Source organism: Mycobacterium sp. (genome assembly GCF_029961025.1).
Lineage (GTDB): Bacteria > Actinomycetota > Actinomycetes > Mycobacteriales > Mycobacteriaceae > Mycobacterium.
The window spans coordinates 173,754-198,374 of sequence record NZ_JASBVP010000004.1 but is presented as its reverse complement, the minus strand read 5'-3'; the positions used below and the strand labels follow the sequence as shown (position 1 = coordinate 198,374).

Sequence of the window (24,621 nt, the reverse complement as noted above, 5' to 3'; positions counted from 1 at the left end):
CCCCGCCGGGAATGTCCGGAGGCAAAACGCGTTAGAAAGCCGGCCAGGGAATGGGCCGGTGCCGGTTGGGGCACGGCATCACCGGGTGGTCCAGCAGCCGGTGCACCCGCCGGCGCAACGCCGCGATCTCCCGGAGGGTGATCGCGCCGCTCAGCGCGTCGGCGAGCGGGCCACCAAGCGCGTCGGCGAGCCCGGCGACCGCCTGCAGCGTCTCGGCGTCGATCGGCCGGCCGGCCCACCCCCACAGCACCGTGCGCAACTTCTCCTCGGCATGCAGACACACCCCGTGGTCGATCCCGTACACGTGCCCGTCGGCACCGAGCAGGATGTGGCCGCCCTTGCGGTCGGCGTTGTTGACCAGCACGTCGAACACCGCCATCCGCCGCAGCCGGATATCGTCGGCGTGGCCCAGCGTGACCTCCTTTCCGGAGTAGTCATAGCCGCGCAGAACCGGAAGATAGCCCGAGGGCAGTTGGCCGGCGGGAAACACGTCGACCAGGTCACATCCGGGGTCGCTGGGGCAGTCCGCTGCGTCACCGGGTTGCTCCACCCACAGCTGCAGCATCCCGGCCCCGGCAGGTCCGTCACGGATGATGGTGCAGGGCACGACATTCCACCCCAGCTGGGTGGACACCAGGTAGGCGCCCAGTTCCCGCCCGGCCAGGGTCCCGTCGGGGAAATCCCACAGCGGCTGCTCACCTGAGATCGGTTTGTAGACGCAATGCACCCGGTGTTCACCCAGCCTCGACTCGCACAAAAACGTGGCATTACTCGCCGAGCGTATGCGTCCGAGCACCGTCAGCTCGCCGCGCCGCAGTACCTCACGATCGTCAGGCCCCGATGTCATCGTCAGACCCGAGCAACGCGCTGCGCCGGTAGCCGTTGGTGCGTGCGCAGATGTGTCCCTCGGGGTCCAGCGGTTCGTCGCATAACGGACACGGTGGGCGGCCCGCCGCGATGACACGGTAGGAGCGAGTCGCGAACTGCCGCGCCGACTCCGGTGTCAAAAACACCCGCACCGCATCGGGCCCCTCCTCGGTGTCGTCGAGCACCACCGACGCGTCGAACTCGCGGTCGGTGGCGGCCAAAAGTTCGACCACCACGGTTTGGGCCTCCGAATCCCAGCCGAGCCCCATGGTCCCGACACGGAACTCGGCGTCGAGCGGGGTGATCAGCGGGCTGAGATCCTCGACCTCGGTGGTCTCCGGCGGTAACGGGGTGCCGAACCTGCGGTGCACCTCATACAACAGCGCGCCGATGCGCTCGGCAAGCACCGCGACCTGCTGTTTTTCCAGCACCACCGAGACCACCCGGGACTCGTGCACCGCCTGCAGGTAAAACGTCCGATTTCCGGGCTCACCGACCGTCCCGGCCACGAACCGGTCGGGTGAGCGGAAAACATGGATGGCGCGAGGCATGGCATCTCCAAAATACCGGCAGTTGCCGTGTGCGTCGTAATTCTTCAGTTGTACCCGTTTGACCGCGACGATGCCCACCGACACCACCAGCGGGCCAATCAGCCGGTCGACCCGCCCACCACCGCGTCCCCGGGCGGCGCTTGGCCATCCGGCGACGGCTCGGCCAGCGCGGCCGCCAGCCGTTCACCGGTGTGGTTGACGTGCAAGACAAACGGCCGCAGCCGGGTATAGCGGATCACGCTCACCGACCCGGGATCCACGGTGACACGCTGAAAGCTGTCCAGGTGCATGCCGAGCGCGTCCGCGATCAAGGCCTTGATGACATCGCCGTGGGTGCACGCCAGCCACAAGGTGTTGGGGCCGTGTTGATCGGCCAGCAGCCGGTCGTGTTCGCGGACCGTCGCCACCGCCCGCGACTGCACCTGTGCCAGGCCTTCGCCCCCGGGAAACACCACCGCGCTGGGATGGGTCTGGACGACCGCCCACAACGGTTCCCGGGCCAGCTCGGCGATGGTGCGTCCGGTCCACTCGCCGTAGTCAACTTCCGCGAGCCGCTCGTCGACGACGAGCTCGAGGCCCAACGCGTCGGTGAGCGGTTCGACGGTGCGCCGGCACCGGAGCAGCGGCGAGCACACCACGGCCCGGATCGGCAGCCCACCGATCCGGTCGACAAGCTCGGCGGCTTGCTGCCGGCCGGTGTCATCGAGGTCGACCCCCGCGGAGCGCCCGGCCAGGATGTGCGCGGTATTGCAGACGGACCGGCAATGTCGCAACAAGATGACGGTCACGTCGGCGCCACCGCCCCGCTGGCCAGCAGAACCAGGACACCCACCCCGGCGGCCACCCGATAGCCCACGAACCAGTACATGCTGTGGCGCACCAGAAACCGGAGAAACCAGGCCACCGCGGCGAGCCCGACGACGAACGCGATCATCGTGGCCGCCGCCAGCTGGGGCCCGGTCGCGCTCATGCCCTGGCGGACCGGGTGAAAGGCATCCGGCAACGAGAACAACCCGGACGCGAACACCGCCGGGATGGCCAGCAGAAAGCCGAAGCGAGCCGCCGGTTCGCGGTGCAGCCCGAGGGACAGCCCGGCGCTGATGGTCGCCCCGGACCGGGAGACACCGGGGATGAGCGCCAGGGTCTGAGCCAAGCCCACGATGACGGCGTCACGCCAAGTCAGGTCCCCGGCACCCCGGTTTTGGCGGCCGACATACTCGGCGAGGGCGATCACCGCCGAGAACATCACCAGGGCCGTCGCCACCACCCAGAGATTGCGGACACCCGAGCGGATCTGGTCGCTGAACGCCAGGCCCGCGACGCCGATCGGGAGGCTTCCGATGATGACGTACCAGCCCAGCCGGTAGTCGGGGCCGCGCTGTCGGGACGCGCCCAGGCCACGACACCACGCGGTGACGATGCGCGCAATGTCTCGGGCGAAGTAGGCCAGCACGGCCGCCTCGGTGCCCAGTTGGGTGACCGCGGTGAACGAGGCGCCGGCGTCGCCGCCGAAAAGCACCCGTGAAGCGATCGCCAGGTGCCCCGAGGAGGACACCGGCAGAAATTCGGTGAGACCCTGCACCACGGCCAGGGCGATGACCTGCCACCACGACATCGCTGCGGGTACGGTCACGACGACGACCGTACCTAATCGATCTCCCGGCATCGATCTCCCGGTCGGGCCGGCCTGCCGGCATTTCCGAAGCCGGCATGCCCGGCATCCGCGGAGGGCTACCGGGAAACCGCGGCGGCCCGCCGGGGCACCGGTTCGGCCACCGCAACCGCATCCCGGACCGCCGCGATGAGGCTGCGCTCGTCGATGAGGTCGACGTGGATGAGGGTGCGGCTCGATTTCGCGACCACATCCTCGGGCTGGGGCACCGGCCCGGTGAGCCGGGGACGGTAGATCTCCACCTCGAGCCGCCGGCGTTCGACGCGGAAGGCGAAACAGCGACCGTCACCGACCGCTCCGAAGCCACTGGCACAAACCCCGCCGGAAAAGACCTCGATCCACAGGTCTTCGATCGCGAAATTCGGGTCGGCGAACGGACGGTCCTCGGTGACGGTCACAAGGGCACAATACTCCCCGGCGCTGCCGGGACTGCATAGGATACCAGACTGCGCCCGAGCGGCGCCGTCCCCGACCGCCAGCACCCCCCGGTCGTTCGAGGCATGGCCCATGGCCCGGGTGGCGCGGCCCGGCCCGCGACGAGGCGGTTGGGCATCCGGGCCGCGGCGCCTATGCTCAGTGGTTACCATCTGGTCCCCGCAACAGCTGTGGAAAGGTACGGTAGCCAACCGTGCGGCACACTAACTCGCCGGACACCGAGGTTGCCTCGGGCGGGCCGCGGGGCCGGCCGGGATCCAACGGCGGAATCCGGGTCATCGGGCACGCGGCGGGTCCCCGTTGACTGCGGCCCGGTGGCGGCGGCTGCCCGCGGGATGGGACTCCGAGATGTCCGACGACTACGAGTGGGCGCCGCTGCACCTGCCGCCCGAGGTGACCAGGGTCAGCGCGTCTACCCGGCTGTCCATCGAGGCCGAGTACCGCGGCTGGGAGTTGACCCGGGTGCGCCTGTACACCGACGGCAGCAGGCGGGTGTTGCTGCGCCGCCAGAAGTCGACGGTCGGCCAGCGGCTTGACCGACCGCAACTGTGACGGCGGACGGCCCCCGCGACAGTCGTCACCGGATCGACGATCTGGTGCGCCGGGTGCTGTTTTTGATACCGCCGGAACACGCCCACGCGATGGTTTTCGCCGCGCTGCGCGGTGTCACCGCGCCCACCCCGCTGCGCGGGTTGCTTCGCCGGCTGTTGGCGCCCGCCGACCCGGTCCTGGCCAGCACGGTGTTCGGGGTGCGCTTCCCGGGACCGCTCGGGCTGGCCGCCGGTTTCGACAAGGACGGTGCCGGGCTCAACACCTGGGGCGCGCTGGGCTTCGGCTACGCCGAGGTGGGCACCGTCACCACCCACCCGCAACCCGGCAATCCGGCGCCGCGGCTTTTCCGGCTGCCCGCCGATCACGCGCTGCTCAACCGGATGGGGTTTAACAACAACGGCGCCGGCGCGCTGGCGATGCGCCTGGCCCGTCACCACCCCGGCATACCGATCGGGATCAACATCGGTAAGGCGGCATCGACCGCGCCGGCACGGGCGGTCGAGGACTACCGCACCTGCGCCCGCCTGCTCGGCCCGCTGGCGACGTATCTGGTGGTCAACGTGAGCTCACCGAATACGCCTGGGTTGAGGGATCTGCAGGCCGTCGAGTTCCTGCAGCCGATCCTGTCGGCCGTGCTCGCCGAGACCTCGACGCCGGTGGCGGTGAAGATCGCGCCCGATCTCGCCGACACCGACATCGACGACATCGCCGACCTGGCGGTCGACTTGGGGGTGTCGGCCATCGTGGCCACCAACACCACGGTCTGCCGCGACGGCCTGCGCACCCCGGGGCTCGACCAGCTCGGGCCGGGCGGCGTCTCCGGGCCCCCGCTGGCGCCGCGGGCGACCGCGGTGCTGCGCCGGCTCCACCGCCGGGTCGGCGACCGGTTGACCCTGATCAGCGTGGGCGGCATCGAAACGCCCGACGATGCCTGGGAGCGCATCACCTCCGGTGCGTCGCTGCTGCAGGGCTACACCGGCTTCGTCTACGGAGGAGCCTTGTGGGCCAAGCACATTCACGACGGGATCGCCCGCAGGCTGCATGACGGCGGGTTCGCATCGCTTAGCGAGGCCGTCGGGTCCGCCCCGGCCGAACCCTAAGCTGCACCGGCGCAAATCTTCAATACCCGTTCAATACCCGGCGAGCAGGCCTGTTGCGACACCGCGCCCCGGGTGGTCAGTCGGCCGGCTGCTCGTAGGTGCCGTAGATGAACGCCCGCGCGATCGCGTGCTGGAAAAGCTGAAATCCCAGGAAGGCGGGACTGGCGTCCTCGCTGAGATCGAGTTTCTCGACGTTGACCGCATGCACCGTGACGTAGTACCGATGCGGACCATGACCGGGCGGTGGCGCAGCCCCGACGTAGCGCCGCATCCCGGCGTCATTGACCAGTGTCAGCGCGTTACCCGGCAGCTGACGGCCGTCGCCCACACCTTCGGGTAGCTCGGTGACCGAAGCGGGCAGGTTGGCCACCGCCCAGTGCCAGAATCCCGACATCGTCGGGGCATCGGGGTCATAGACGGTGACCGCAAAGCTGCGGGTGTCCGCGGGAAACCCAGACCAGCTCAGGTGCGGGCTGGCGTCCCGGCCGCCGGCACCGAGGATCCCGCTGATCTGGGCGGAGGCCAACGGCTGCCCGTCGGTGATCGACTTCGATGTCAGCGTGAACGACGGTAACTTGGGCAGTGCGGCAAACGGGTCGGGTCGGGTGATCATCCTCGGTCCTCTCGTGTCGATCAGCAGTGTGTTAAAAAGTGTGCCAGCACCCGGGTACCGAACTTGAGCCCGTCGATGGGTACCCGCTCGTCCACGCCGTGGAACAGCGCCGCGAAATCCAATTCCGGGGGCAATCGCAGGGGGATGAAACCGAAACAGCGAATACCCAAGCGCGCAAAGGCTTTTGCATCTGTTCCACCGGATAGCATGTAGGGCACCGTGCGGGCATCGGGGTCCACCGCGCGCAGTGCGGCGTTCATGGCGTCGACCAGGTCACCGTCGAACCCGGTCTGATACGGCGGCAGGTTGGCGATCCATTCGCGGCTCACCTCGGGGCCGATCAACTCGTCGACCTCGGCCTCGAAGGCCGCTTGCCGGCCGGGAAGCACGCGGCAGTCCAGCACCGCTTCCGCCGTCGCGGGAACAACGTTGGCCTTATACCCGGCCTTGAGCACGGTCGGGTTGGCGGTGTCGCGCAGCGTAGCCTTCACGATGCGGGCTATCGGGCCCAGTTTGTCGAGTGTCCCGTCCAGGTCTGGCGCCCCGGCGTCGAAAATGTGGCCCGTTTCCTCGCTGACCGCCGCCAGGAACCGCGCGACGGGCTCGGTAACCACCAGCGGGAAGCGGTGGCGGCCCAGCCGGGCGACCGCCTCGGCGAGGGAGGTGACCGCGTTGTGGTCGTGCACCATCGAGCCGTGGCCAGCGCGCCCGCGCGCGGTCAGCCGCATCCACTGCACGCCCTTCTCGGCGGTCTCGATCAGATAGAGGCGGCGTTCGCCGCCGGTGCGGCACGGCACGGTCAGCGAAAACCCGCCGACCTCGCCGATCGCCTCGCTGACCCCGTCGAACAGGTCGGGCCGGTTGTCGACCAGCCACTGCGACCCGTATAAGCCGCCGTGTTCTTCGTCGGCAAGGAACGCAAACAGCACATCGCGGGGCGGCACGATCCCGGCACGCCGGAAATGCCGGGCCACCACGATCATCATGCCCAGCATGTCTTTCATGTCGACCGCGCCGCGGCCCCAGACATAGCCGTCCTCGATCGCTCCGGAAAACGGGTGCACGCTCCAATCGGCCGCCTCGGCCGGCACCACGTCGAGGTGACCATGGATCAACAGCGTGCCGCGGGACCGGTCCGCGCCCGCGAGCCGGGCGAACACATTGCCCCGGCCGGGGGCACCGGACTCGACGTATTCGGTCTGGTAGCCGGCCTCCTCCAACTGCGCCGCCACCCAGCCCGCGCACTGCGCCTCGCCCTTGGTGGTGTCGGGTTCGCCGGTGTTGGTGGTGTCAAATTGGATCAGCCTGCTGACGACGTCCACCACCTCGTCGACCGGAACACCGGCTGCAAGCGTCACAGTCCCTTTCCTATCATCGGCCATCATCGGGCATCATCGGGCACCTTTCCTACCGTTGGGCACTTTCCTACCATTGGAACGGCCCTACCATTGGAACGGCCGTGGGGCAGGCGTGCCTGGTGTTTGGGTCCGCACCCGATGATCCGATAGCCTTGGCTGCCAGCCCTGGTTGAGTGGTCCGAGTGGCGGAATGGCAGACGCGCTAGCTTGAGGTGCTAGTGCCCTATTAGTGGGCGTGGGGGTTCAAGTCCCCCCTCGGACACCCGGTGCCGACGGGCAGCATCGCCGAGCCGTGGCCCGCCTGGGGTCGTAGGCTGGGGATAGCCAGCAACGAGGTAGCACCAATGAATCGATCGGGTGGCTTTCTCCGGCGCACCGCGGCCCGCACGTTTCGCGACCGTCGCGACGCCGGGCGGATGCTGGCCCGAGAATTGGCCCCCCACCGTGGCACGGCGGGGCTGCTGGTGTTGGGGCTGGCACGCGGTGGTGTCCCCGTTGCCTGGGAGGTTGCCCGCGCACTCGATGCTCCGCTGGATGTGTTTTTGGTGCGCAAGCTGGGCGTGCCGCAGTGGAGCGAACTCGCGATGGGCGCGCTGGCCAGCGGTGGCGGGGTGGTGATCAACGACAACGTGGTGTCCAGCCTGCACATCGGTGAGGACCAGGTGCGCGCGGTGATCGATCGGGAGACCGCGGAGCTGAGCCGGCGCGAGCGGGCCTACCGCGGTGACCGGCCGCTCACCGATCCCGCCGGCAAAACCGTGATCCTCGTCGACGACGGTATCGCCACCGGTGCCAGCATGCTGGCGGCCGTGCGTGCGGTGCGGGCCGCCGGCCCGCACGCGATCGTCGTCGCCGTCCCGGTAGCACCACCCTCGGGCTGTGAGCTGCTCGCGCAAGAAGCCGATGACGTGGTGTGTGTCACCATGCCTGCGGCGTTCGACGCGGTGGGACAGGCCTACGTCGACTTTCATCAGGTCACCGATGAGGAGGTCCGGGAGCTGCTGGCCACCCCGACCCGGCAGGAGAGCCCCCACCAAACGTGAATTCGACGCCCGGGCGTCACCCGTCGCCGCCGGCTCCCGGTTTTCTCGCCGGCGTCTCATCGGCACCGGTGTCGACGCTCTCGGGGTACTCGGCATCGAAGGTCTCATCGGTCGAGGTCTCGCCGGTGACGCTCGCGTCGGCCCCCGGGGCTGGTGTCGGGTCTTGAGCGCCCGGCGACGTGGTGTCCACCGGTCGCCGGGGCGGCCGCCCGGCGGTGTCCCGTTCCCGGCGTTCCTGCAGCGCGTCGACGATCAGCAACACCACCCCCGCAGCGCTTGCCGCAATGCAAACCCATGCCACCAACTCGTTACTGGTGACGACCGCGAACACCAATGCGGCCAGGCCTATCACCGCTAACACCAGCGCGATAATCAGCATCGGCAACCCTTCAGCCACACCGGCGGAACCGCCGTCTTCCTCGATGTCTTCTTCGGGGCGGCCCGAACCCTGCCCGGCTAGTTAGTGCCCCCCTAGTTACTGCCCCTGTGGAATTGGTTGAACCCACCGGTTTCTGCGCTGGAGTCGACCGGCGCCGCCGAACCGCGCTGGCCAAGCTCCTCAAGCTGAGATTCCAGGTAGGTCTTCAATCGGGTGCGGTACTCGCGTTCGAAGGTACGCAGTTGCTCGAGGCGACCTTCCAATACCGTGCGCTGCTGGTTGATGGTGCCCATGATCTCGGAATGCTTGCGTTCGGCGTCGGCCTGCAACGCGTCGGCCTTCTCCTGGGCCTGGCGCAGCTGAGCCTCGGATCGAGTCTGCGCATCGGTCAACATCGCATCGGCGCGCTGGCGGGCTTCGGCGAGCGTCGTTTCGGCCTCGCGGCGCGCGTCGCTGAGGATTTGGTCGGCGTTGGCGCGGGCATCGGCCAGCATCTTGTCCGACTCGGCTTTGGCGGTGGCGGTGAGCCGATCGGCAGTGTCCTGAGCGAGGCTCAGCACCCTGGCGGCCTTGAGGGCCTGCTCCTCGGCCACCTCGGCGGCGGGCGCCGGGGCTTCCCGTGGCGGTTCGTAGAGCGGGATGGCCTCGGTGGGCTGGGCACCGGCACTCGCGCGGACGGCGGCCAACTCCTGATCCAGTTCCTTGACCCGCTGGCGCAGGTCGGTGTTCTCTTCGATGAGCCGGCTCAGCTCGTTTTCCACCAGGTCGAGGAAGGCATCGACCTCGTCCTCGTTGTAGCCTCGCTTGCCAATCGGCGGCTTACTGAACGCCACATTATGGACGTCTGCTGGTGTCAGCGGCATTCTTTGCCCCCTCGAATCTGGATCGTCAATCCGGTCTGCAAAGTGTAGGACGTTGCGGTAGCTGTACCGCAACCGTTGCCCATCCTGTCACATCAGACCCGCCGGTTGCCGATTAGCCCGATACTTAAGAGCGAATTTCATATTTTAAGAAGAGCCCGAGAAATCTCGTCCACGAGATTGCGGACGTCCGCCGATAACCCGTTGGCACCCGGTGCGCCCAGCCGCCCGGCGGGCACCGTCCGACGCGCTTTAAACCGCGTTAAACCGCGGCCTGAAAAGCCAATTGCATGCCGATGAACGCCACCAGCAGCAGCACCATGATGGACAGGTCGAGGCGAACCGCCCCGATGGTGAGCTGCGGTATCAGCCGGCGCAGCAACTTCACCGGGGGATCGGTGATCGACATGATGGCCTCGAGAACCACCACGGTGGCACCGCGGGGATGCCAGTCGCGGCTAAACGATCGGATGAATTCGACGACGATCCGCGCGATCAGCAGCAACCAGAACAGGAACAGCGCGAAGCCGAGGATCTGAAAGAACAGCGTCAACGGGGGCCTGACCTTACCGATGTGAGCCTGCCGACTATCACCGCGCCCGGGCGCGGCAACCGTCAGCCTACCGACTCGGATGGCCGGCGTGCACGCTCGTTGCCGGCGGCCGGGCTGTCCTGTTGCGGCGGCTACTGGTAGGCGTAAAAGCCGGTTTCGGCGATCCGGCGCCGGTCCTCCGGGGAGACGTCGACATCGGCGGGCGACAGCAGGAACACCTTGGTCGCCACTTTGTCGAATGAGCCGCGCAAGGCGAAGGCCAGTCCGGCCGCGAAATCCACCAGCCGTTTGGCGTCGGCGTTATCCATCGACACCAAATCCATGATCACCGGGGTGCCGTCGCGGAAACGCTCCCCGATGGTGCGGGCCTCGCTGTAGTCCTTTGGGCGCAACGTGGTGATCTTCGACAGCGGGCTGCCCTCGTCGAACATCATCGCCATCCGACGTGGATCCATTGCCAGCGCGCCGCGCGTGGAGCCGCGCAACAAGCCGAACCGGGGCCGGGCCAACTCGGCTCGGCCGAACTCCCGGGGCCGGAACCGGGGCTCGTCGCCGTAGCCGCGATAACCACCCGGGGGGTAGTCCCCCGGCTCGCCACGCGGATCGTCATAGTCGCGCCCGTCGTAGCGGGGGTAGCCGTCGTCGAACCGGTGCCGCGGATAGCCGTGCGGTGTCGGAGCGCGGTCGTCGTAGTACTCGTCGTCGTAGTCCTCCGTCGGAGCCATCCCGAAGTAGGCCTTGACCTTGTGCAGTGTGCTCATCGTGTGACCCCTTCTGGAGTGTGATGTCTGTGATGAAGGTGTGACTGCAGTGACTGCTCACGGTGACCGTAGCGGTCGCGGGCCCAATAACGCGGTACCGACACGCACACAGGTTGAACCGTGTTTGACGGCGATTTCGAAGTCATTGGACATGCCCGCCGAAAGCCCCACCGCATTCGGATGCGACTCGAGCACCCGGCGATGCTCGGCGTGCAGCCGCGCGAAGGCCTTCTCCGGATCCCAGTTCACCGGCGGAATACCCATCAACCCGACCAATTCCAGCGTTTCGGACGCCTCCACCCGGGCGCAGATATCGTCCACGGCGCCGGGCGCGGAGATGTCCACCCCGCCGCGAGCCACGTCGCCGTCGAGGCTGATCTGGACATAGACCCGCAGCGGGGCACTGCGCTGACCTCCGGCAAGGGCCGCGCCGGCCGCCCGGTCGAGCGCGGTCACCAGGCGTGCGCTATCGACGGAGTGCACGGTGTGCGCCCAGCGGGCCAGCCGGGGAACCTTGTTCCGCTGAATCTGACCCACCATGTGCCAGCGCACCTGCCGCGCTGCGGGGCCCAGCACCCCGGCGAGCTCACCGATCTTCGCCCACGCCTCCTGCTCGCGGGACTCGCCTATCGAGCGGCAACCCAAACGCACCAAAATCGCAACATCGGTTGCCGGAAAGAATTTGGTAACGGGCAGAAGTTCGATGTCATCGACGTTGCGGCCCGCAGCCCGTGCGGCCGCGGCGAGCCGCGAGTGCACCGACGCCAACGCGCGGGACAATTCGGATTCCCGCGTTGAATGCTCGGCTGCCGCCGGACTCATTGCCGACCCGGTCCGTTCACACCGGCGGCTTCCATCCACACCAGCGACGCCAACCTCCCGGTCTGCCCGTCCCGGCGATGGGAGAACAGATCGGGGTCCGCCACCGTGCAGCGGGGATCGACGTCGATCGCGCCGACCCCCGAATCGGCGAGCTGGCGCGCGATTCCGGCGCGCAGATCAAGCGCCGGAGTGCCGGCCGGCGTGGTGGTGCGGCTGCCGGGCAGAGCCGCCTCGACCTCATCGGCCATCGCCGCGGGCACCTCGTAATTGCGCCCGCTGACCGCGGGACCGAGAAAAGCCGAGATATCGCGAGGGTGCGCGCCGACGGCCAGCATCACCTCCAGGGTGCGGGCCACCACTCCGCGCTGGGCGCCCACCCGGCCGGCGTGCACGGCCGCCACCACACCGGCGCGGGCATCGGCCAGCAACACCGGCACACAGTCCGCGGACACCACCGCCAGCGCCAGGCGGGGGGTACGGGTCACCAGTGCGTCGGTGGCGTCGAGCGCGCCGCCGCGTGGCTCATCGACCACCTCGACGTGATCACCGTGGACCTGGTTCATCCACACCACCCGTGCGGGGGGCAAGCCAATGGTGGCGGCCAGCCGGGCCCGGTTGGCCGCCACCGCAGCCGGGTCGTCACCGACGTGATCACCCAGATTGAAGGTGTCGAACGGGGGCGCCGAGACCCCGCCGGCGCGAGTGGTCGTCACCCGGCGAATGCGATAGCCCACCGACCCAGTATCCGGTTCGGTCGGCACCGAAGTCAGCGGGGCGCTAGCGGCGCATGAAGGGCGGCACGTCGACGTCATCGTCATCATCGCCGCCGATGCTGAGCGTCGAGCCGTTGGTGGACAGCGGCACGCTGACGGCGTCGGCGGGCTCGAACAGCGTCGTGGTGAGCTTGCCGGCCTTACCCGGGGCGATGGTCTGGCCCGATCCCCCGCCGAGGATCGGTCTGCGGCCCGGCCCGCTGGCCGCGAAGCCCGCCGCGATGACCGTGACACGCACCTCGTCACCCAGCGAGTCATCGATGACGGTTCCGAAGATGATGTTGGCATCCGGGTGGGCGGCCTCTTGCACCAGCGAGGCCGCCTCGTTGATCTCAAACAGGCCCAGGTCGCTGCCGCCGGCGACCGACATCAGCACGCCCTGCGCCCCCTCCATGGAGGCTTCCAGCAGCGGGGAATTGATCGCGATCTCGGCGGCCTTGATCGCCCGGCCCTCACCGCGGGCCGAGCCGATGCCCATCAGCGCGGTGCCCGCACCGGACATGATGCCCTTGACATCGGCGAAGTCGACGTTGATCAAGCCCGGAGTGGTGATCAAGTCGGTGATGCCCTGCACGCCGTTGAGCAGCACCTCGTCGGCACTGCGAAACGCGTCCATCAAGGAGACCGCGGCATCTCCCATCTGCAACAAGCGATCGTTGGGGATCACGATCAAGGTGTCACAGCTTTCCCGCAGCGCGGCGATGCCGGCCTCGGCCTGCTGACTGCGCCGCTTGCCCTCAAAGGAGAACGGCCGGGTGACCACGCCCACGGTCAGCGCGCCCAGCTTTCGGGCGATGGTGGCCACCACCGGCGCGCCGCCGGTGCCGGTTCCGCCCCCTTCGCCGGCGGTGACGAACACCATGTCGGCCCCGCGCAGCAGTTCTTCGATCTCGTCCTTGGCGTCCTCGGCGGCCTTGCGCCCCACCTCCGGGTCGGCACCGGCGCCCAGCCCGCGGGTGGAATCCCGCCCAACATCGAGCTTGACGTCCGCATCGCTCATCAACAGCGCCTGGGCGTCGGTGTTGATCGCGATGAACTCCACGCCCTTGAGGCCCTGCTCGATCATCCGGTTGACGGCGTTAACACCGCCGCCGCCGATCCCCACGACTTTGATGACGGCCAGGTAGTTATGCGGGGGGGTCATCATTCGGCTTCCTCCCTGATGGGACTGACGTCGTTTGCGGCTCGGATCTGTCGGCCCAACGTGAACAACCCTTCAAGACCTTCGGCAAACTCTCAACCTCAACCAGAGGCTTAGAGTTATGTCAAGTAGTTCTGCGCAACCAGAACGGTATGGCCATGGCCCGCCCCAACCATGCAGGCGCGCCGACACACGGCGGGCGAATTTCGGTCAATTTTTCCCGGGCAGCGGGCGCGAAGCGCCCGGCGCGTGACACCGGCGTCACCCGCGGGGCCCGATGCACAGTCACGCTCACCCTTAAACCTCGGGGACGGGCCTATTTGACGGTGGGCAGGTCCGGACTGGACACGTCGTAGGTGTGTGCCGGCTGGGTCAACAGCGCCGCGAGCTTTTCGGCCTTCTCCTGGGTGCGGTCGGCGGTCCCCCAGATCACCGTGCGCCCGTCGACCAGTGTCAGGGTGATGGCGGCCACCGACGGGGCGGCGACACGGGCCACCTGCCCGGCGACTTCCGGACGCAGCGCGGTGAGCACCGCCAGCGCCGCCTTGGTCGCCGGATCGGCCGGTGCCGGGTCCTCGACATCGATGTAGGGCAGCGACGGTGGCGGAGGGGCGGTCGCAAAGTCGACCCCGTCCCGGTCGTAGAGATGCGGACCGTCAGGAAAATCCTTCACCACCAATGGAATTCGCTCGACGATGGTGATCCGCAGCGTCGAGGGATACTGCCGCTGCACGCGCGCGCTGGCGACCCGGCGGATGGCCGCGACCCGGTCGGCGACCGCGCCGGTGTCGATTTGCAGCAACGGCGTGCCGGGGCGCACTCGCGCCGCGTCGAGAACCTCGTCGCGGGTGACCGCGCGGTTACCGGTGACCACGATGCCGCGCGCGGACATCACCGGGGTGAAATAAAGGACCGCCCCGAGCGTAACCGCGCCCACGATCCCCACGACCGTGGCCACCATCGTCTTCAGGCCGCGCACCGCGCCGCGGGGAACGGGCTTGGGCTCGGTGGCGGGGCCGGCGCGGGCCCGGCGCCTGGCCTCACGGCGGACGTGTTCGATCGCGCGGGTGCGGGCCCGCGCGGCGCGGCCCTCGGCACGTTCCCGGCGGGCCCGCCGGCGGGGACCCTCGAAGTCACCGAGGTGATCCGGTGCCGTGGCCGGCTGCATCAGCGCCACCCCCCCGGCCGTCCGGGCGCGCTGCGGTTGGCCCGCACCCGCAGCGCGGTCAGGATCTCGGGGGCGAGCATGGTCACATCGCCGGCCCCCATCGTGACCACGATGTCGCCCGGAGCGGTAGCCGCCGCCACCGCGGCCGGCACCGCCGAGAAATCCGGGACATAGTGCGCGGGCACACTCACCCACTCGGCGACGCTGGCCCCGCTCACACCCGCGAGGGGCTGTTCGCGAGCGCCGTAGACGTCGAGCACGAACACCTCATCGGCGGCGTTGAGCGCCCGGCCGAACTCGGCGGCGAAAGCCTTTGTCCGCGAATATAAATGCGGTTGAAACACCACCAATAATCGGCCGCCTCCGTCCTGGGCCAGCAGGGTGCGGACGGCGGCTAGGGTGGCGCTGATTTCCGTCGGATGGTGGGCGTAGTCGTCGAACACCCGCACCGAGGCGGCGGTTCCGACCAGTTCGAGTCGGCGGCGCACACCCTCGAAACCGGTCAGCCCGTCGAGCGCCGCATCGATGGGTGCGCCCACCTCGACGGCGGCCAACAGCGCTCCCAGCGCGTTGAGCGCCATGTGGCGCCCGGGCACCGACAGCCGCAGCACCCGCGGGTAGCGTTCGCCGGCCAGGTGGATGTGCGCGACCGCGCCGGTACCCTGCTGCTCCCACGACAGCAGCGTGCCGGTAAGCCCTCCGGTCGGCCGGCTGCCGTAGCGCAGCACCCGAATCCCAAGGGCCGCACTGCGGTGCGCCAGTGCGGCCGCTCCGGCGTCGTCCACGCAAGCCACCAGCGCGCCGCCGGGCGCGAGCCGCTGCACAAACGCGTCGAAAACGGCGGCGTAGGCGTCCGGGCTGCCGAAGAAATCCAGGTGGTCGGACTCGATGTTGGTGACCACCGCGACGTTGGGGGTGTATTCCAAAAGCGAGCCGTCGCTCTCGTCGGCCTCGGCGACAAAGCAGCTCCCGCTGCCGTGGTGCGCATTGGTGCCCGCCTCCCCCAGCTCGCCGCCGACCGCGAAAGACGGGTCCCGTCCGCAGTGCTGGAGCGCCACGATCAGCATCGACGTCGTCGTCGTCTTCCCGTGGGTGCCGGTGACCATCAGCGTGGTCCGCCCGGCCATCAGTTTTGCCAGCACCGCCGGGCGCAGCAGCACCGGGATGCCGCGACGACGGGCCTCGACGAGCTCCGGGTTGGTCTTGGGGATGGCGGCGTGGGTGGTGATGACGGCGGTTGCGCCGCCCGGCAGCAGATCCAGCGCCGACGCGTCGTGCCCGATCCGGATCAGCGCGCCGCGGGCCCGCAGGGCGTGGACACCGCGGGACTCTTTGGCGTCGGATCCCGACACCAGCGCGCCGCGGTCCAGCAGAATGCGGGCGATGCCCGACATACCCGCTCCCCCGATGCCCACCAGGTGCACCCGGCGCAGCTCGGGCGGCAGCGGCTCGGCGCTCACCGTCGCTCCCCGGGCTTCGCCGCCGCCGGCGGATGACCGGCGGCGACGCGTAGCGCACCCCGCCGTTTGGTGACGCGGCTGCCGTCACGCGCGGCGCGCGCGACGTCCAGCGCGGCCTGGGCCACCCGCCGGGCCGCGTCGGGGTGTCCCGCCCGCGCGGCGGCCGCCGTCATCGCCGCCAGCCGTGCCGGGTCGGCGAACAGCCCGGACACCTGCGTCGCCACCAGCCCCGGCGTCAGATCGGCGTCGGCGACCAGCACGCCACCGCCGGCGTTGACCACCGGCAGCGCATTAAGCCGTTGTTCACCGTTGCCGATCGGCAGCGGCACATAGATCGCCGGCAGCCCGACGGCCGACACCTCGGCGACCGTCATCGCCCCGGCCCGGCAGATCACCAAGTCGGCCGCGGCGTACGCGAGATCCATCCGGTCCAGGTAGGGCACCGCCACATAGGGCGGATCACCGGGGTCTGGGGCGCGCAGCTCGAGGGTGTTCTTGGCGCCGTAGGCGTGCAGCACCGACACACCCGCGGCAGCCAGATCGCCCGCTGCCCCGGCGACCGCCCGGTTGAGTGAGACCGCGCCTTGTGACCCGCCGAACACCAGCAGCACCCGCGCGTTGTCGGCGAAGCCGAAATGGGCTCGCGCCGCCGCCCGCAGCGCCGCGCGGTCGAGCGTGGTGATCGCCGCCCGAACCGGCACGCCCACCACCTCCGCACGGCGCAGCCCGCTATCCGGGACCGCTGAAAGCACCCGGGCCGCCGTCCGGGCGCCGACCCGGTTGGCCAGCCCGGCGCTGGCGTTGGCTTCGTGCAGCACCACCGGGACGCGCCGCTGCCACCCCGGGATGCCGTGGGCGGCAAGGTACGCCGGCAGTGCCACATAGCCGCCGAAGCCGATCACCACGTCGGCGTCCACATCGTCCAGCACCGCGCGGGCTTGCCGGACCGCGCGCCCAAGTCGCGCCGGCAACCCGACCAGGTCGCCGCTGAGCTTGCGGGGCAGCGGCGCCGGCGTGATCAGCTCGAGGCGGTAGCCGCGCCCGGGCACGAGCTCGGTCTCCAGGCCGCGGGGGGTACCCAGCGCGGTAATCCGCACGCGAGGCTCCAGGGCCCGCAACGCGTCGGCGACGGCCATGGCGGGCTCAACATGGCCGGCGGTGCCACCGCCGGCCAGAACGACCGATATCGCGGCACCGCCGGCTGAGCCAAGAGACGAGTCGTTCACCCGTAACGTTGACCTTCCACTGTGCGGGCGCGCCGTACCGGACGCCGACCAGCTCTATGATGCCCCGAGCGGGTGCGCTCGGCCGTGGGCGGTCGTCCCGCTCGCCCGACCGGGTGGACCGCACGCTGCTCCCGGTGCGGGGGCCGAAGCGGTGGCCGAGCGCTGCGCAACCGGTCGCGCAGCGCCTCCACCCGGGTCGGCGAGTAGGGTGCCGGCAACGGCAGCCGCAGCAGCCGGTTCATCCGGTCACCTCGCCCGGCCCGCAGCGCAGCCACCGCCTCCGGTTCGTGGCGGGCCGCGTTGGCAATCATGCCAATCATCAAAAGTGTTGTGGCCGTGGCTGTTCCGCCAGCAGAGATCAGTGGCAACTGCAGACCGGTGACCGGCAGCAGGCCGATCACGTATCCGACGTTGATAAATGCCTGGCCCAGCACCCACATCGTGGTGGTGGCGGTCAGCAGCCGCAGAAACGGGTCGACGGACCGGCGCGCGATGCGCATCCCGGTATAGGCGAACAGCCCGAACAACGCCAGCAGCGCGACCGCCCCGACAAAGCCGAGCTCCTCGCCGATGATCGCGAAGATGAAGTCGTTGTGGGCGTTGGGCAGGTAGTTCCACTTCGCGGTGCCCTGACCCAGGCCGTCGCCGAAGATGCCGCCGTTAGCCAGCGCGAAGCGGGCCTGACGGGCCTGGTAGCCGGTGTCTTGCGGGTCGGCCCCCGGGTTCAGCCAGGATCGCACCCGATCGGAGCGGTAGCCCGCGGAGACCGCCAAGATCGCCGCCGAAACGATCACCGCGAACAGCGAGCTCACGAAGACGCGTAACGGCAGTCCGGCGTACCACAGCAACGCCAACAGGATGATTCCCAGCGACACCGTCTGCCCGAGGTCCGGCTGGGCGACGATCAGGGCCAGCGCGATGACGGCCGCGGGCACCAGCGGGATCAGCATCTCCCGCAGCGAGGCGCGCTCCATGCGCCGGGCCGCCAGCAAATGTGCGCCCCAGATCGCGAAGGTGATCTTGGCCAACTCCGAAGGCTGCATCGACAAGCCGGCGATCACAAACCACCCGCGAGAACCGTTGGCCTCCTTGCCAATTCCGGGGATCAGCACGAGAACCAGCAAGATGACGGTCACCGCGAAACCGGGAAAGGCCATCCGCCGCATCACCCGCACCGGCACTCGCAGCGCGAGATAGCACGCGACCAGCCCGATGAGGGTCCACAGCACCTGCCGGCCGAAAATCACCCACGCCGAGCCGTCGTCGTCATAGGAACGCACCCCGGAGGCCGACAGCACCATGATCAGGCCGAGCGTGGTCAACAGCGCCGCCACGGCGATGATGAGGTGAAACGATGTCATCGGCCGTCGCAGCCAAGCCCCGAAACGGGTACGCGGCCCCCCCGCCACGGTGCCGGCGCCCGTTGGCGCCGCGTCGTCACCCGAGGAGGCTGCGGCCGTCTCCGCGGCCTTCGGATCCCGGTGCCGCAACCGGGTCAGCATGCCGGCCACCGCGGCTACCCGATCGCCGCGCGCACGGCGGCCGCGAACGCGTCGCCCCGGTGGGCGTAGCCGGCGAACTGGTCGAACGACGCACCCGCCGGCGCCAGCAGCACGGTGTCGCCGGGCGCCGCCAGCTCTCGGGCCGCGGCCACGGCCGCGATCATCACACACTCACCGACAGTCTTTCCCGGCTCACGGACAACTCTGATCACATCTGCAACATTTGCCACAGAAGTAGCATCCATATCGCCATCCTCGCCCGTCACAACCTGGACGACGGGGACATCGGGTGCGTGTCGCGATAACGCTCGGGCAACCTCGCCGCGATCCCGCCCGATCAGCACCGCCGCCGCCAGCCGGGATGCGACCCGGGCCACCGTCGCGTCCACGGATGCGCCCTTGAGCAGGCCGCCGGCCAGCCACACCACCCGCGGGTAGGCCAGCACCGAGGCCTCGGCGGCGTGCGGATTGGTGGCCTTGGAATCGTCGACGTAGCGGATCCCGTCGACGACGGCCACCACCTCCCCGCGGTGCCGGCCGGCCCGAAACGACGCCAGCGCGCCGGCGATGGCGGCGGCGGGCACCCCGACGCTGCGGGCCAGCGCCGCAGCGGCCAGCGCGTCGAGCACCCCCACCGGGCCCGGCACCGGGATCGACGCGACCGGGGCCAGCGTCAGGGCGTCGGCGAAGGCCCGGTCGACGAGCGCGCCGGCGCGCACCCCCAGCTCCCCCGGGGACGGCTCGCCCAGCCGGAAACCCACCCGCACCGGGGCCGTCGCGGTGTCCAGCAGCGTGGCCGCCCGGGCATCGTCCAGCCCGGCCACGGCCACCCGCCCGGTCAGCACCCGCGCCTTCGCCGCCGTGTAGTCGGTCATCGAGGCATGCCAGTCCAGGTGGTCTTCGGCGATGTTGAGCACCGCGCCGGCCTCGGGTCGCAGCGACGGCGCCCAGTGCAGCTGGAAACTGGAGAGCTCGACGACCAGCAGGTCGGCGGGCTCGCGCAGGGCGTCGAGCACCGGGCTGCCGATGTTGCCGCAGAGCCGGCTGCGCCGGTCCGCGGCCCTTAGCATGGCGTGCAGCATCGAGGCGGTGGTGGTTTTGCCGTTGGTGCCGGTGACGACCAGCCAGCGCCGCGGCGGCCCGCAGCGGCCCGAGGCGTCGAGCCGCCAGGCCAGCTCGACATCGCCCCAGATCGGCACGCGCGCCGCCGCGGCGGCGGCCGGCACGGGCGCGCTCGGCGGGAAACCGGGGCTGGTGAGCACCAGCGCGTAGTCGGCGATCCGCGCGACCGCGGTCGCCGGGTGCACGGTGGCCACCCCGGCCTCGGCGTGCCGGTGCCGAACGGCGGGGTCGTCGTCGCACACCGTCGCGTGCACCCCCAGGCGGGCCAGCGCCGCCAGCGCCGACCGCCCGGTGACCCCGCCGCCGGTGACCAGCACCCGGGCGCCGGGCGCCAGCGGCGCCAGGGACCCCAGCCGGTCACCCCCGCCGATGGTGTGCGGGCTCACGGTCGATCACCGATCGCGACCAGCCACTCGGCGTAAAACAGGGCCACCCCCAGTCCGCAGGCGATCGCGGTGAGCAGCCAGAACCGGATGATCACCGTGGTTTCCGCCCAGCCGACCAACTCGAAATGGTGGTGAAAGGGCGCCATCCGAAACATCCGGCGCCCGGTGGTGCGAAAGGTCAGGACCTGCAGCACCACCGAGGCGATTTCCGCGACGAACAGCGAACCCAGCACGATCGCGAGCAACTCGGTGCTGCTGGTCACCGACAGCCCCGCAATGACGCCGCCCAGCGCCAGCGATCCGGTGTCGCCCATGAAGATCCGGGCCGGCGCGGCGTTCCACCACAGAAAACCGACGCACGCGCCCGCGGTCGCGGCCGCGACCAGCGCCAGATCCAGCGGGTCACGCACGTGATAGCAGCCCACGCCCGGTGCGGTGACGCACGCGTTGCGGTACTGCCAGAACGTGATCAGCACGTAGGCGGCGGTCACCATCGCCATGCTGCCGCCGGCCAGGCCGTCCAGGCCGTCGGTGAAGTTGACCGCGTTCGACCAGGCGTAGACGATGACCACGCAGAACAGCACGAACAGCGCCGGAGCCAGCGTGACCGTGGCGATTTCCCGCACATACGACAGCTCGGGGCTGCCCGGTGTCAACCCGGCGGCGTTGCGGAACTGCAGCACCAGCACGCCGAAGATCACCGCGGCCGTGATCTGCCCGGCCGTCTTGGCGGTTTTGCTCAGGCCCAGGTTGCGGGCCCGGCGGATTTTGATCAGGTCGTCGACGAAGCCGACGGCGCCCAAAGCGGTGGCCAAAAACAGCACCAGCAGGCCCGACGCCGAGGGCCCCACGCCGCCGAAGGCCAGGCCCGCGAGATGGGTGCCCGCATAGCCGGCCCAGACACCGGCGAGGATCGCCACCCCGCCCATCGACGGCGTGCCGCGCTTGGCGCGGTGGCTGGGCGGGCCGTCCTCGCGGATCTCGTGGCCCAACCCCTGCCGGGTGAACAGCCGGATCAACACCGGGGTCACCAGGATGGACACCGTCAGCGCGATGGCGACGGCGATGAGGATTTGGATCATCGCCGGATGCCTCAGCCGGTGCCGTCGGCAATCAGCGCGTCGGCCAGCGCTCCCAGCCCGGCCGCATGGGACGCCTTGACCAGCACCACATCCCCGGGCCGCAGCTCGGTCCGCAACAGCGCCAAGGCGGCGTCGGTGCCGGCGACGACGGTGGCCTCGCCGCCCCACGGGCCCGCCGTCACCGCGCCGTGGTGCATGGCACTCATCAGCCTCCCGGTTCCCACGACAACCAGTCGAGACACATTTAAGCGCACCGCCAGCCGGCCGATGCGATGGTGCTCGGTTATCGCGTCGTCGCCGAGCTCGGCCATCGGCCCCAGCACCGCCCAGCTGCGTCGCGGCCGCCCGCCCCGGTGAGCGATCCAGGCCAGGGCCTGCAGCCCGGCGCGCATCGACTCCGGATTGGCGTTGTAGGCGTCGTCGATCACCGTCACCCCGTCGGCACGGGTGATCACCTGCATGCGGTGCCGCGACACCGCGCCCGCGCCGGCCAGCGCCACCGCTGTCTGCCCCAGCGCGGCACCGCAGTGCAGCGCGACCGCCGCCGCGCACAGCGCGTTGGTGACCTGATGCTCCCCCGACACCCGCAGCTGCACCTGGGCCTGCGCGTCACGGGTGTGCAGCGTGAAGCGCGGCCGGGCCCATTCGTCGAGCGTCACCGGCCCGGCCCAGACATCACCGGGCCCGGCGTCGGTGAGCCGGTTGCGGCTGACCCGCACAACCCGGGCCACGGTTTTACCGGCCATCGCCGCCACCGCCGGATCATCGACATTGAGGACGACCGCTCCGTCTTGTGGAATAGATTGCAGTAGTTCGGATTTGGTCGCCGCGATCGCCTCCCGCGAACCGAATTCGCCGAGGTGCGCGGTGCCGACGTTGAGCACCACCCCGATCGCGGGCGGCGCGATGGCCGCCAGCGCGGCGATGTTGCCGCGATGGCGCGCCGAGAGCTCCAGGACCAGATAGTCGGTGTGGCGGGTGGCGCGCAGCACCGTCCACGGGTGGCCCAGCTCGTTGTTGAACGAGCCCGGTGGGGCCACCACCTCGCCCAGCGGCTTGAGGACGGCAGCCAGCAGGTCCTTGGTCGAGGTTTTGCCCGATGAGCCGGTGATGCCGATGACGGTCAGCCCCTCGGCGATCAGCTCCGCGGCCACCGCGCCGGCCAGCTTGCCCAGCGCGGCCAGCACCGCCGCGCCGGAGCCGTCGGCATCGTGCTCGAGCACCCCGGTATTTGCCGGGGGTTGCGGGCCGGGGCGCACCACGATGGCCGGCACCCCGACCGGCCGGGCGGCCAGCACCGCGACCGCTCCGGCAGCCACCGCCGCCGCCGCGTGCTCGTGACCGTCGGTGCGCGCCCCCGGAAGCGCGAGGAACAACCCGCCGGGAGTGATTGCGCGGGAATCGAATTCGACGGTTCCGGTCACGTGCCGTCGGGCGGCGTCGTGCGGTGTGATGCCGGACAGGTCACCGCCAACGATCTCGGCGATGCGCGCGACGCTCAGATCGATCACGCCCGCGCCTCCAGGGCGGCCGCTAGCTCCAGGCGATCGTCGAAGGGCCGGATCTGCCCGCCACGGATCTGCCCGGTCTCGTGGCCCTTGCCGGTGACCAGCACCACGTCGCCGGGTTGGGCCCAGAAGACGGCGTGCCGGATCGCCGCGCGCCGGTCGGCTATCTCGACGAGTTCGGCGTTGGTGTTCGCCTCGGCGGCCCCGGCGAGGATGGCGCGCCGGATCGCGGCGGGATCCTCCCCGCGTGGGTTGTCGTCGGTGACGACGACCAGATCCGCCAGTTCGGCGGCGATCTTGCCCATCGGGGCCCGCTTGCCGGGGTCGCGCTCCCCGCCGGCGCCGAACACCACCGCGACCCGGGCATCCGGGTGGCGCACCGCCCGCAGCACCGCGCGCAACGCGCCCGGCTTGTGGGCGTAGTCGACCAGCGCCAGAAAGTCTTGACCGCGGTCGATCTCCTCGAGACGCCCGGGAACGCGGGTGGCCCGCAATCCGGGCGCCGCCTGCTCCGGGGAAACGCCGACCAGATCGAGAATAGCCAGTGCGACAAGACAATTCGCGACGTTGTAGGGTCCCGGCAGTCGAATGCCCAGCCGGTGGCGCACGCCGGCCGGGTCGACCGCGGTGAACTGCTGTCCGTGGGCGCCGAACCGCTCGATGTCCTCGGCGCGCCAGTGTGCCGGGCGGTCCGCGGCGCTGACGGTGATCGCATCACCGGCGCGGGCGGCCATCGCCCGCCCGGCATCGTCGTCCACGCAGATCACCACGGCGCGGGCCCGCAGCGGCGAGCCCGGGTCGAACAGCCGGGCCTTGGCCGCGAAGTAGTCGGCCATGCTGGGGTGAAAGTCGAGGTGGTCGCGGGACAGGTTGGTGAAGGCGGCCACGGCGAACCGCACCCCGTCCACACGATGCAGGGCCAGCGCGTGACTGGATACCTCCATCACCGCGGTGTCCACGCCGCGTTCGGCCATCACCGCGAGCAGCGCCTGCAACGCGGGTGCCTCCGGGGTGGTCAGCGCCGCGGGCACGTCGGCGCCGTCGATGCGGCCGCCGATGGTGCCGATCAGCCCGGTGGTCCGCCCGGCGGCCCGCAGACCGGCCTCCACCAGATACGTCGAGGTGGTCTTGCCGGAGGTGCCGGTGATCCCGATGACGGTGACCCGCCCCGACGGCCGCCCGTATACCGTCGCGGCCAGCTCGCCCAGCACCGCACGCGGTTCTGGGTGGGTCAGGACGGGCACGGCGAGGTGGCCGGGCAGCGCGGCCACCCCACCGGCATCGGTGAGCACCGCGACCGCACCCCGTTCGGCCGCCTCGCCGGCGTAACGGCCGCCGTGCGTGGTCGCGCCCGCCAACGCCGCGAACAGGTCGCCGGCACGGGCCTCTTGGGCCCGCAACGTCACCCCGGTGATGCGCACATCCGGGATGACGCCGCCCGCGGCGGGCACGGCGCCCACCTGCGCCGCTAGCACCGGCAGCGGCACACCGGCGCTCGCGGTGGGGCGCAGCTCAGTTGGCACCGACGTCACCTCCACCCGCTCGCTCACCGGGATTTCAGCCAAGCCAATGGGCCTACCAGGATTTCAGCCATGAAACAGTATCGGCCTCGATCACGCGGAACGGTGCCGGCCGTCCGCCGGCGCGACGCCACCCATGGCTGCGCGGCGCGGTGATCTCAAAGCCG

At 70.1% G+C, this 24,621-nt stretch carries 24 protein-coding genes, 1 tRNA gene and 1 pseudogene; 4 read left to right on the top strand and 22 right to left on the bottom strand.

Annotation, left to right across the window (positions count from 1 at the left end):
* Positions 1-31: 31 nt before the first annotated feature.
* The 5 genes from QJR12_RS06180 to QJR12_RS06160 all read right to left on the bottom strand — a co-directional run bounded on the left by QJR12_RS06180 (position 32) and on the right by QJR12_RS06160 (position 3,488).
* Positions 32-847 (bottom strand): SCO1664 family protein, encoded by an 816-nt coding sequence (locus QJR12_RS06180; protein WP_300579881.1) that lies wholly within the window; start codon positions 845-847, stop codon positions 32-34.
* The gene (locus QJR12_RS06175; protein WP_300579986.1) at positions 831-1,418 is read right to left on the bottom strand and encodes a DUF3090 domain-containing protein; all 588 of its coding nucleotides are present in this window, start codon (positions 1,416-1,418) and stop codon (positions 831-833) included. Before QJR12_RS06175 ends, QJR12_RS06180 begins: the two co-directional genes overlap by 17 nt.
* A gap of 98 nt (positions 1,419-1,516) precedes the next feature.
* Positions 1,517-2,206 (bottom strand): histidine phosphatase family protein, encoded by a 690-nt coding sequence (locus QJR12_RS06170; protein WP_300579880.1) that lies wholly within the window; start codon positions 2,204-2,206, stop codon positions 1,517-1,519.
* Positions 2,203-3,033 carry an undecaprenyl-diphosphate phosphatase gene (locus QJR12_RS06165; RefSeq protein WP_300579984.1) on the bottom strand — a complete coding sequence of 277 codons (831 nt, stop codon included), beginning with the start codon at positions 3,031-3,033 and terminating at the stop codon, positions 2,203-2,205. The genes QJR12_RS06170 and QJR12_RS06165 overlap by 4 nt, the downstream gene beginning before the upstream one ends.
* A gap of 116 nt (positions 3,034-3,149) precedes the next feature.
* On the bottom strand, positions 3,150-3,488 hold the full coding sequence (locus tag QJR12_RS06160) for a hypothetical protein (protein ID WP_300579878.1): 339 nt from the start codon (positions 3,486-3,488) through the stop codon (positions 3,150-3,152).
* Positions 3,489-3,825: 337 nt separating this feature from the next.
* Between QJR12_RS06160 and QJR12_RS06155 the strand changes: the two genes are divergently transcribed.
* Complete coding sequence (locus tag QJR12_RS06155; RefSeq protein ID WP_300579876.1) at positions 3,826-4,077, top strand: DUF5703 family protein; 252 nt, start codon at positions 3,826-3,828, stop codon at positions 4,075-4,077.
* 32 nt (positions 4,078-4,109) lie between these two features.
* Positions 4,110-5,177, top strand: a complete 1,068-nt coding sequence (locus tag QJR12_RS06150) for a quinone-dependent dihydroorotate dehydrogenase (RefSeq protein ID WP_300579983.1) — start codon at positions 4,110-4,112, stop codon at positions 5,175-5,177.
* A 76-nt stretch (positions 5,178-5,253) separates the two neighbouring features.
* Here QJR12_RS06150 and QJR12_RS06145 read toward each other — a convergent pair whose 3' ends face one another.
* The gene (locus tag QJR12_RS06145; RefSeq protein ID WP_300579874.1) at positions 5,254-5,790 is read right to left on the bottom strand and encodes a YbhB/YbcL family Raf kinase inhibitor-like protein; all 537 of its coding nucleotides are present in this window, start codon (positions 5,788-5,790) and stop codon (positions 5,254-5,256) included.
* A 20-nt stretch (positions 5,791-5,810) separates the two neighbouring features.
* Positions 5,811-7,172, bottom strand: a complete 1,362-nt coding sequence (locus tag QJR12_RS06140; protein ID WP_300579982.1) for a M20/M25/M40 family metallo-hydrolase — start codon at positions 7,170-7,172, stop codon at positions 5,811-5,813.
* Positions 7,173-7,324: 152 nt separating this feature from the next.
* Here QJR12_RS06140 and QJR12_RS06135 point away from each other — a divergent pair.
* Positions 7,325-7,410: transfer RNA gene (locus tag QJR12_RS06135), tRNA-Leu, on the top strand.
* Positions 7,411-7,480: 70 nt separating this feature from the next.
* Positions 7,481-8,191 (top strand): annotated as a pseudogene (locus QJR12_RS06130) (phosphoribosyltransferase); the annotation flags it as partial.
* Positions 8,192-8,207: 16 nt separating this feature from the next.
* On the opposite strand, the gene QJR12_RS06125 reads toward QJR12_RS06130, so the two are convergent.
* The 15 genes from QJR12_RS06125 to QJR12_RS06055 all read right to left on the bottom strand — a co-directional run bounded on the left by QJR12_RS06125 (position 8,208) and on the right by QJR12_RS06055 (position 24,499).
* The gene (locus QJR12_RS06125) at positions 8,208-8,570 is read right to left on the bottom strand and encodes a hypothetical protein (RefSeq protein WP_300579981.1); all 363 of its coding nucleotides are present in this window, start codon (positions 8,568-8,570) and stop codon (positions 8,208-8,210) included.
* Between the two features lie 92 nt (positions 8,571-8,662).
* Complete coding sequence (locus QJR12_RS06120; RefSeq protein WP_300579873.1) at positions 8,663-9,433, bottom strand: DivIVA domain-containing protein; 771 nt, start codon at positions 9,431-9,433, stop codon at positions 8,663-8,665.
* A 259-nt stretch (positions 9,434-9,692) separates the two neighbouring features.
* Entirely contained in the window at positions 9,693-9,983 is a 291-nt protein-coding gene (locus QJR12_RS06115; RefSeq protein ID WP_300579872.1) for a YggT family protein, read from the bottom strand.
* Positions 9,984-10,114: 131 nt separating this feature from the next.
* The gene (locus QJR12_RS06110; RefSeq protein ID WP_300579870.1) at positions 10,115-10,744 is read right to left on the bottom strand and encodes a cell division protein SepF; all 630 of its coding nucleotides are present in this window, start codon (positions 10,742-10,744) and stop codon (positions 10,115-10,117) included.
* Positions 10,745-10,801: 57 nt separating this feature from the next.
* Positions 10,802-11,566: a YggS family pyridoxal phosphate-dependent enzyme gene (locus tag QJR12_RS06105; RefSeq protein WP_300579868.1), complete on the bottom strand. Its 765-nt coding sequence runs from the start codon at positions 11,564-11,566 to the stop codon at positions 10,802-10,804.
* A complete protein-coding gene (gene pgeF / locus QJR12_RS06100) occupies positions 11,563-12,300 on the bottom strand; it encodes a peptidoglycan editing factor PgeF (RefSeq protein ID WP_300579867.1) in 738 nt (245 codons plus the stop codon). Before pgeF ends, QJR12_RS06105 begins: the two co-directional genes overlap by 4 nt.
* A 43-nt stretch (positions 12,301-12,343) precedes the next feature.
* A complete protein-coding gene (gene ftsZ, locus QJR12_RS06095) occupies positions 12,344-13,483 on the bottom strand; it encodes a cell division protein FtsZ (protein ID WP_300579866.1) in 1,140 nt (379 codons plus the stop codon).
* A 313-nt stretch (positions 13,484-13,796) separates the two neighbouring features.
* The gene (locus QJR12_RS06090; protein ID WP_366526292.1) at positions 13,797-14,648 is read right to left on the bottom strand and encodes a cell division protein FtsQ/DivIB; all 852 of its coding nucleotides are present in this window, start codon (positions 14,646-14,648) and stop codon (positions 13,797-13,799) included.
* On the bottom strand, positions 14,648-16,108 hold the full coding sequence (gene murC / locus QJR12_RS06085) for a UDP-N-acetylmuramate--L-alanine ligase (RefSeq protein WP_300579865.1): 1,461 nt from the start codon (positions 16,106-16,108) through the stop codon (positions 14,648-14,650). The genes QJR12_RS06090 and murC overlap by 1 nt, the downstream gene beginning before the upstream one ends.
* On the bottom strand, positions 16,105-17,334 hold the full coding sequence (murG, locus tag QJR12_RS06080) for an undecaprenyldiphospho-muramoylpentapeptide beta-N-acetylglucosaminyltransferase (protein WP_300579863.1): 1,230 nt from the start codon (positions 17,332-17,334) through the stop codon (positions 16,105-16,107). The genes murC and murG overlap by 4 nt, the downstream gene beginning before the upstream one ends.
* On the bottom strand, positions 17,331-18,836 hold the full coding sequence (ftsW, locus tag QJR12_RS06075; protein ID WP_300579862.1) for a putative lipid II flippase FtsW: 1,506 nt from the start codon (positions 18,834-18,836) through the stop codon (positions 17,331-17,333). Before ftsW ends, murG begins: the two co-directional genes overlap by 4 nt.
* A 14-nt stretch (positions 18,837-18,850) precedes the next feature.
* Entirely contained in the window at positions 18,851-20,311 is a 1,461-nt protein-coding gene (gene murD, locus QJR12_RS06070) for a UDP-N-acetylmuramoyl-L-alanine--D-glutamate ligase (protein WP_300579980.1), read from the bottom strand.
* A 29-nt stretch (positions 20,312-20,340) separates the two neighbouring features.
* A complete protein-coding gene (gene mraY, locus QJR12_RS06065) occupies positions 20,341-21,426 on the bottom strand; it encodes a phospho-N-acetylmuramoyl-pentapeptide-transferase (protein ID WP_300579861.1) in 1,086 nt (361 codons plus the stop codon).
* A gap of 11 nt (positions 21,427-21,437) precedes the next feature.
* A complete protein-coding gene (gene murF, locus QJR12_RS06060; protein ID WP_300579859.1) occupies positions 21,438-22,937 on the bottom strand; it encodes a UDP-N-acetylmuramoyl-tripeptide--D-alanyl-D-alanine ligase in 1,500 nt (499 codons plus the stop codon).
* The gene (locus tag QJR12_RS06055) at positions 22,934-24,499 is read right to left on the bottom strand and encodes a UDP-N-acetylmuramoyl-L-alanyl-D-glutamate--2,6-diaminopimelate ligase (RefSeq protein ID WP_300579858.1); all 1,566 of its coding nucleotides are present in this window, start codon (positions 24,497-24,499) and stop codon (positions 22,934-22,936) included. The genes murF and QJR12_RS06055 overlap by 4 nt, the downstream gene beginning before the upstream one ends.
* Positions 24,500-24,621: the final 122 nt, after the last annotated feature.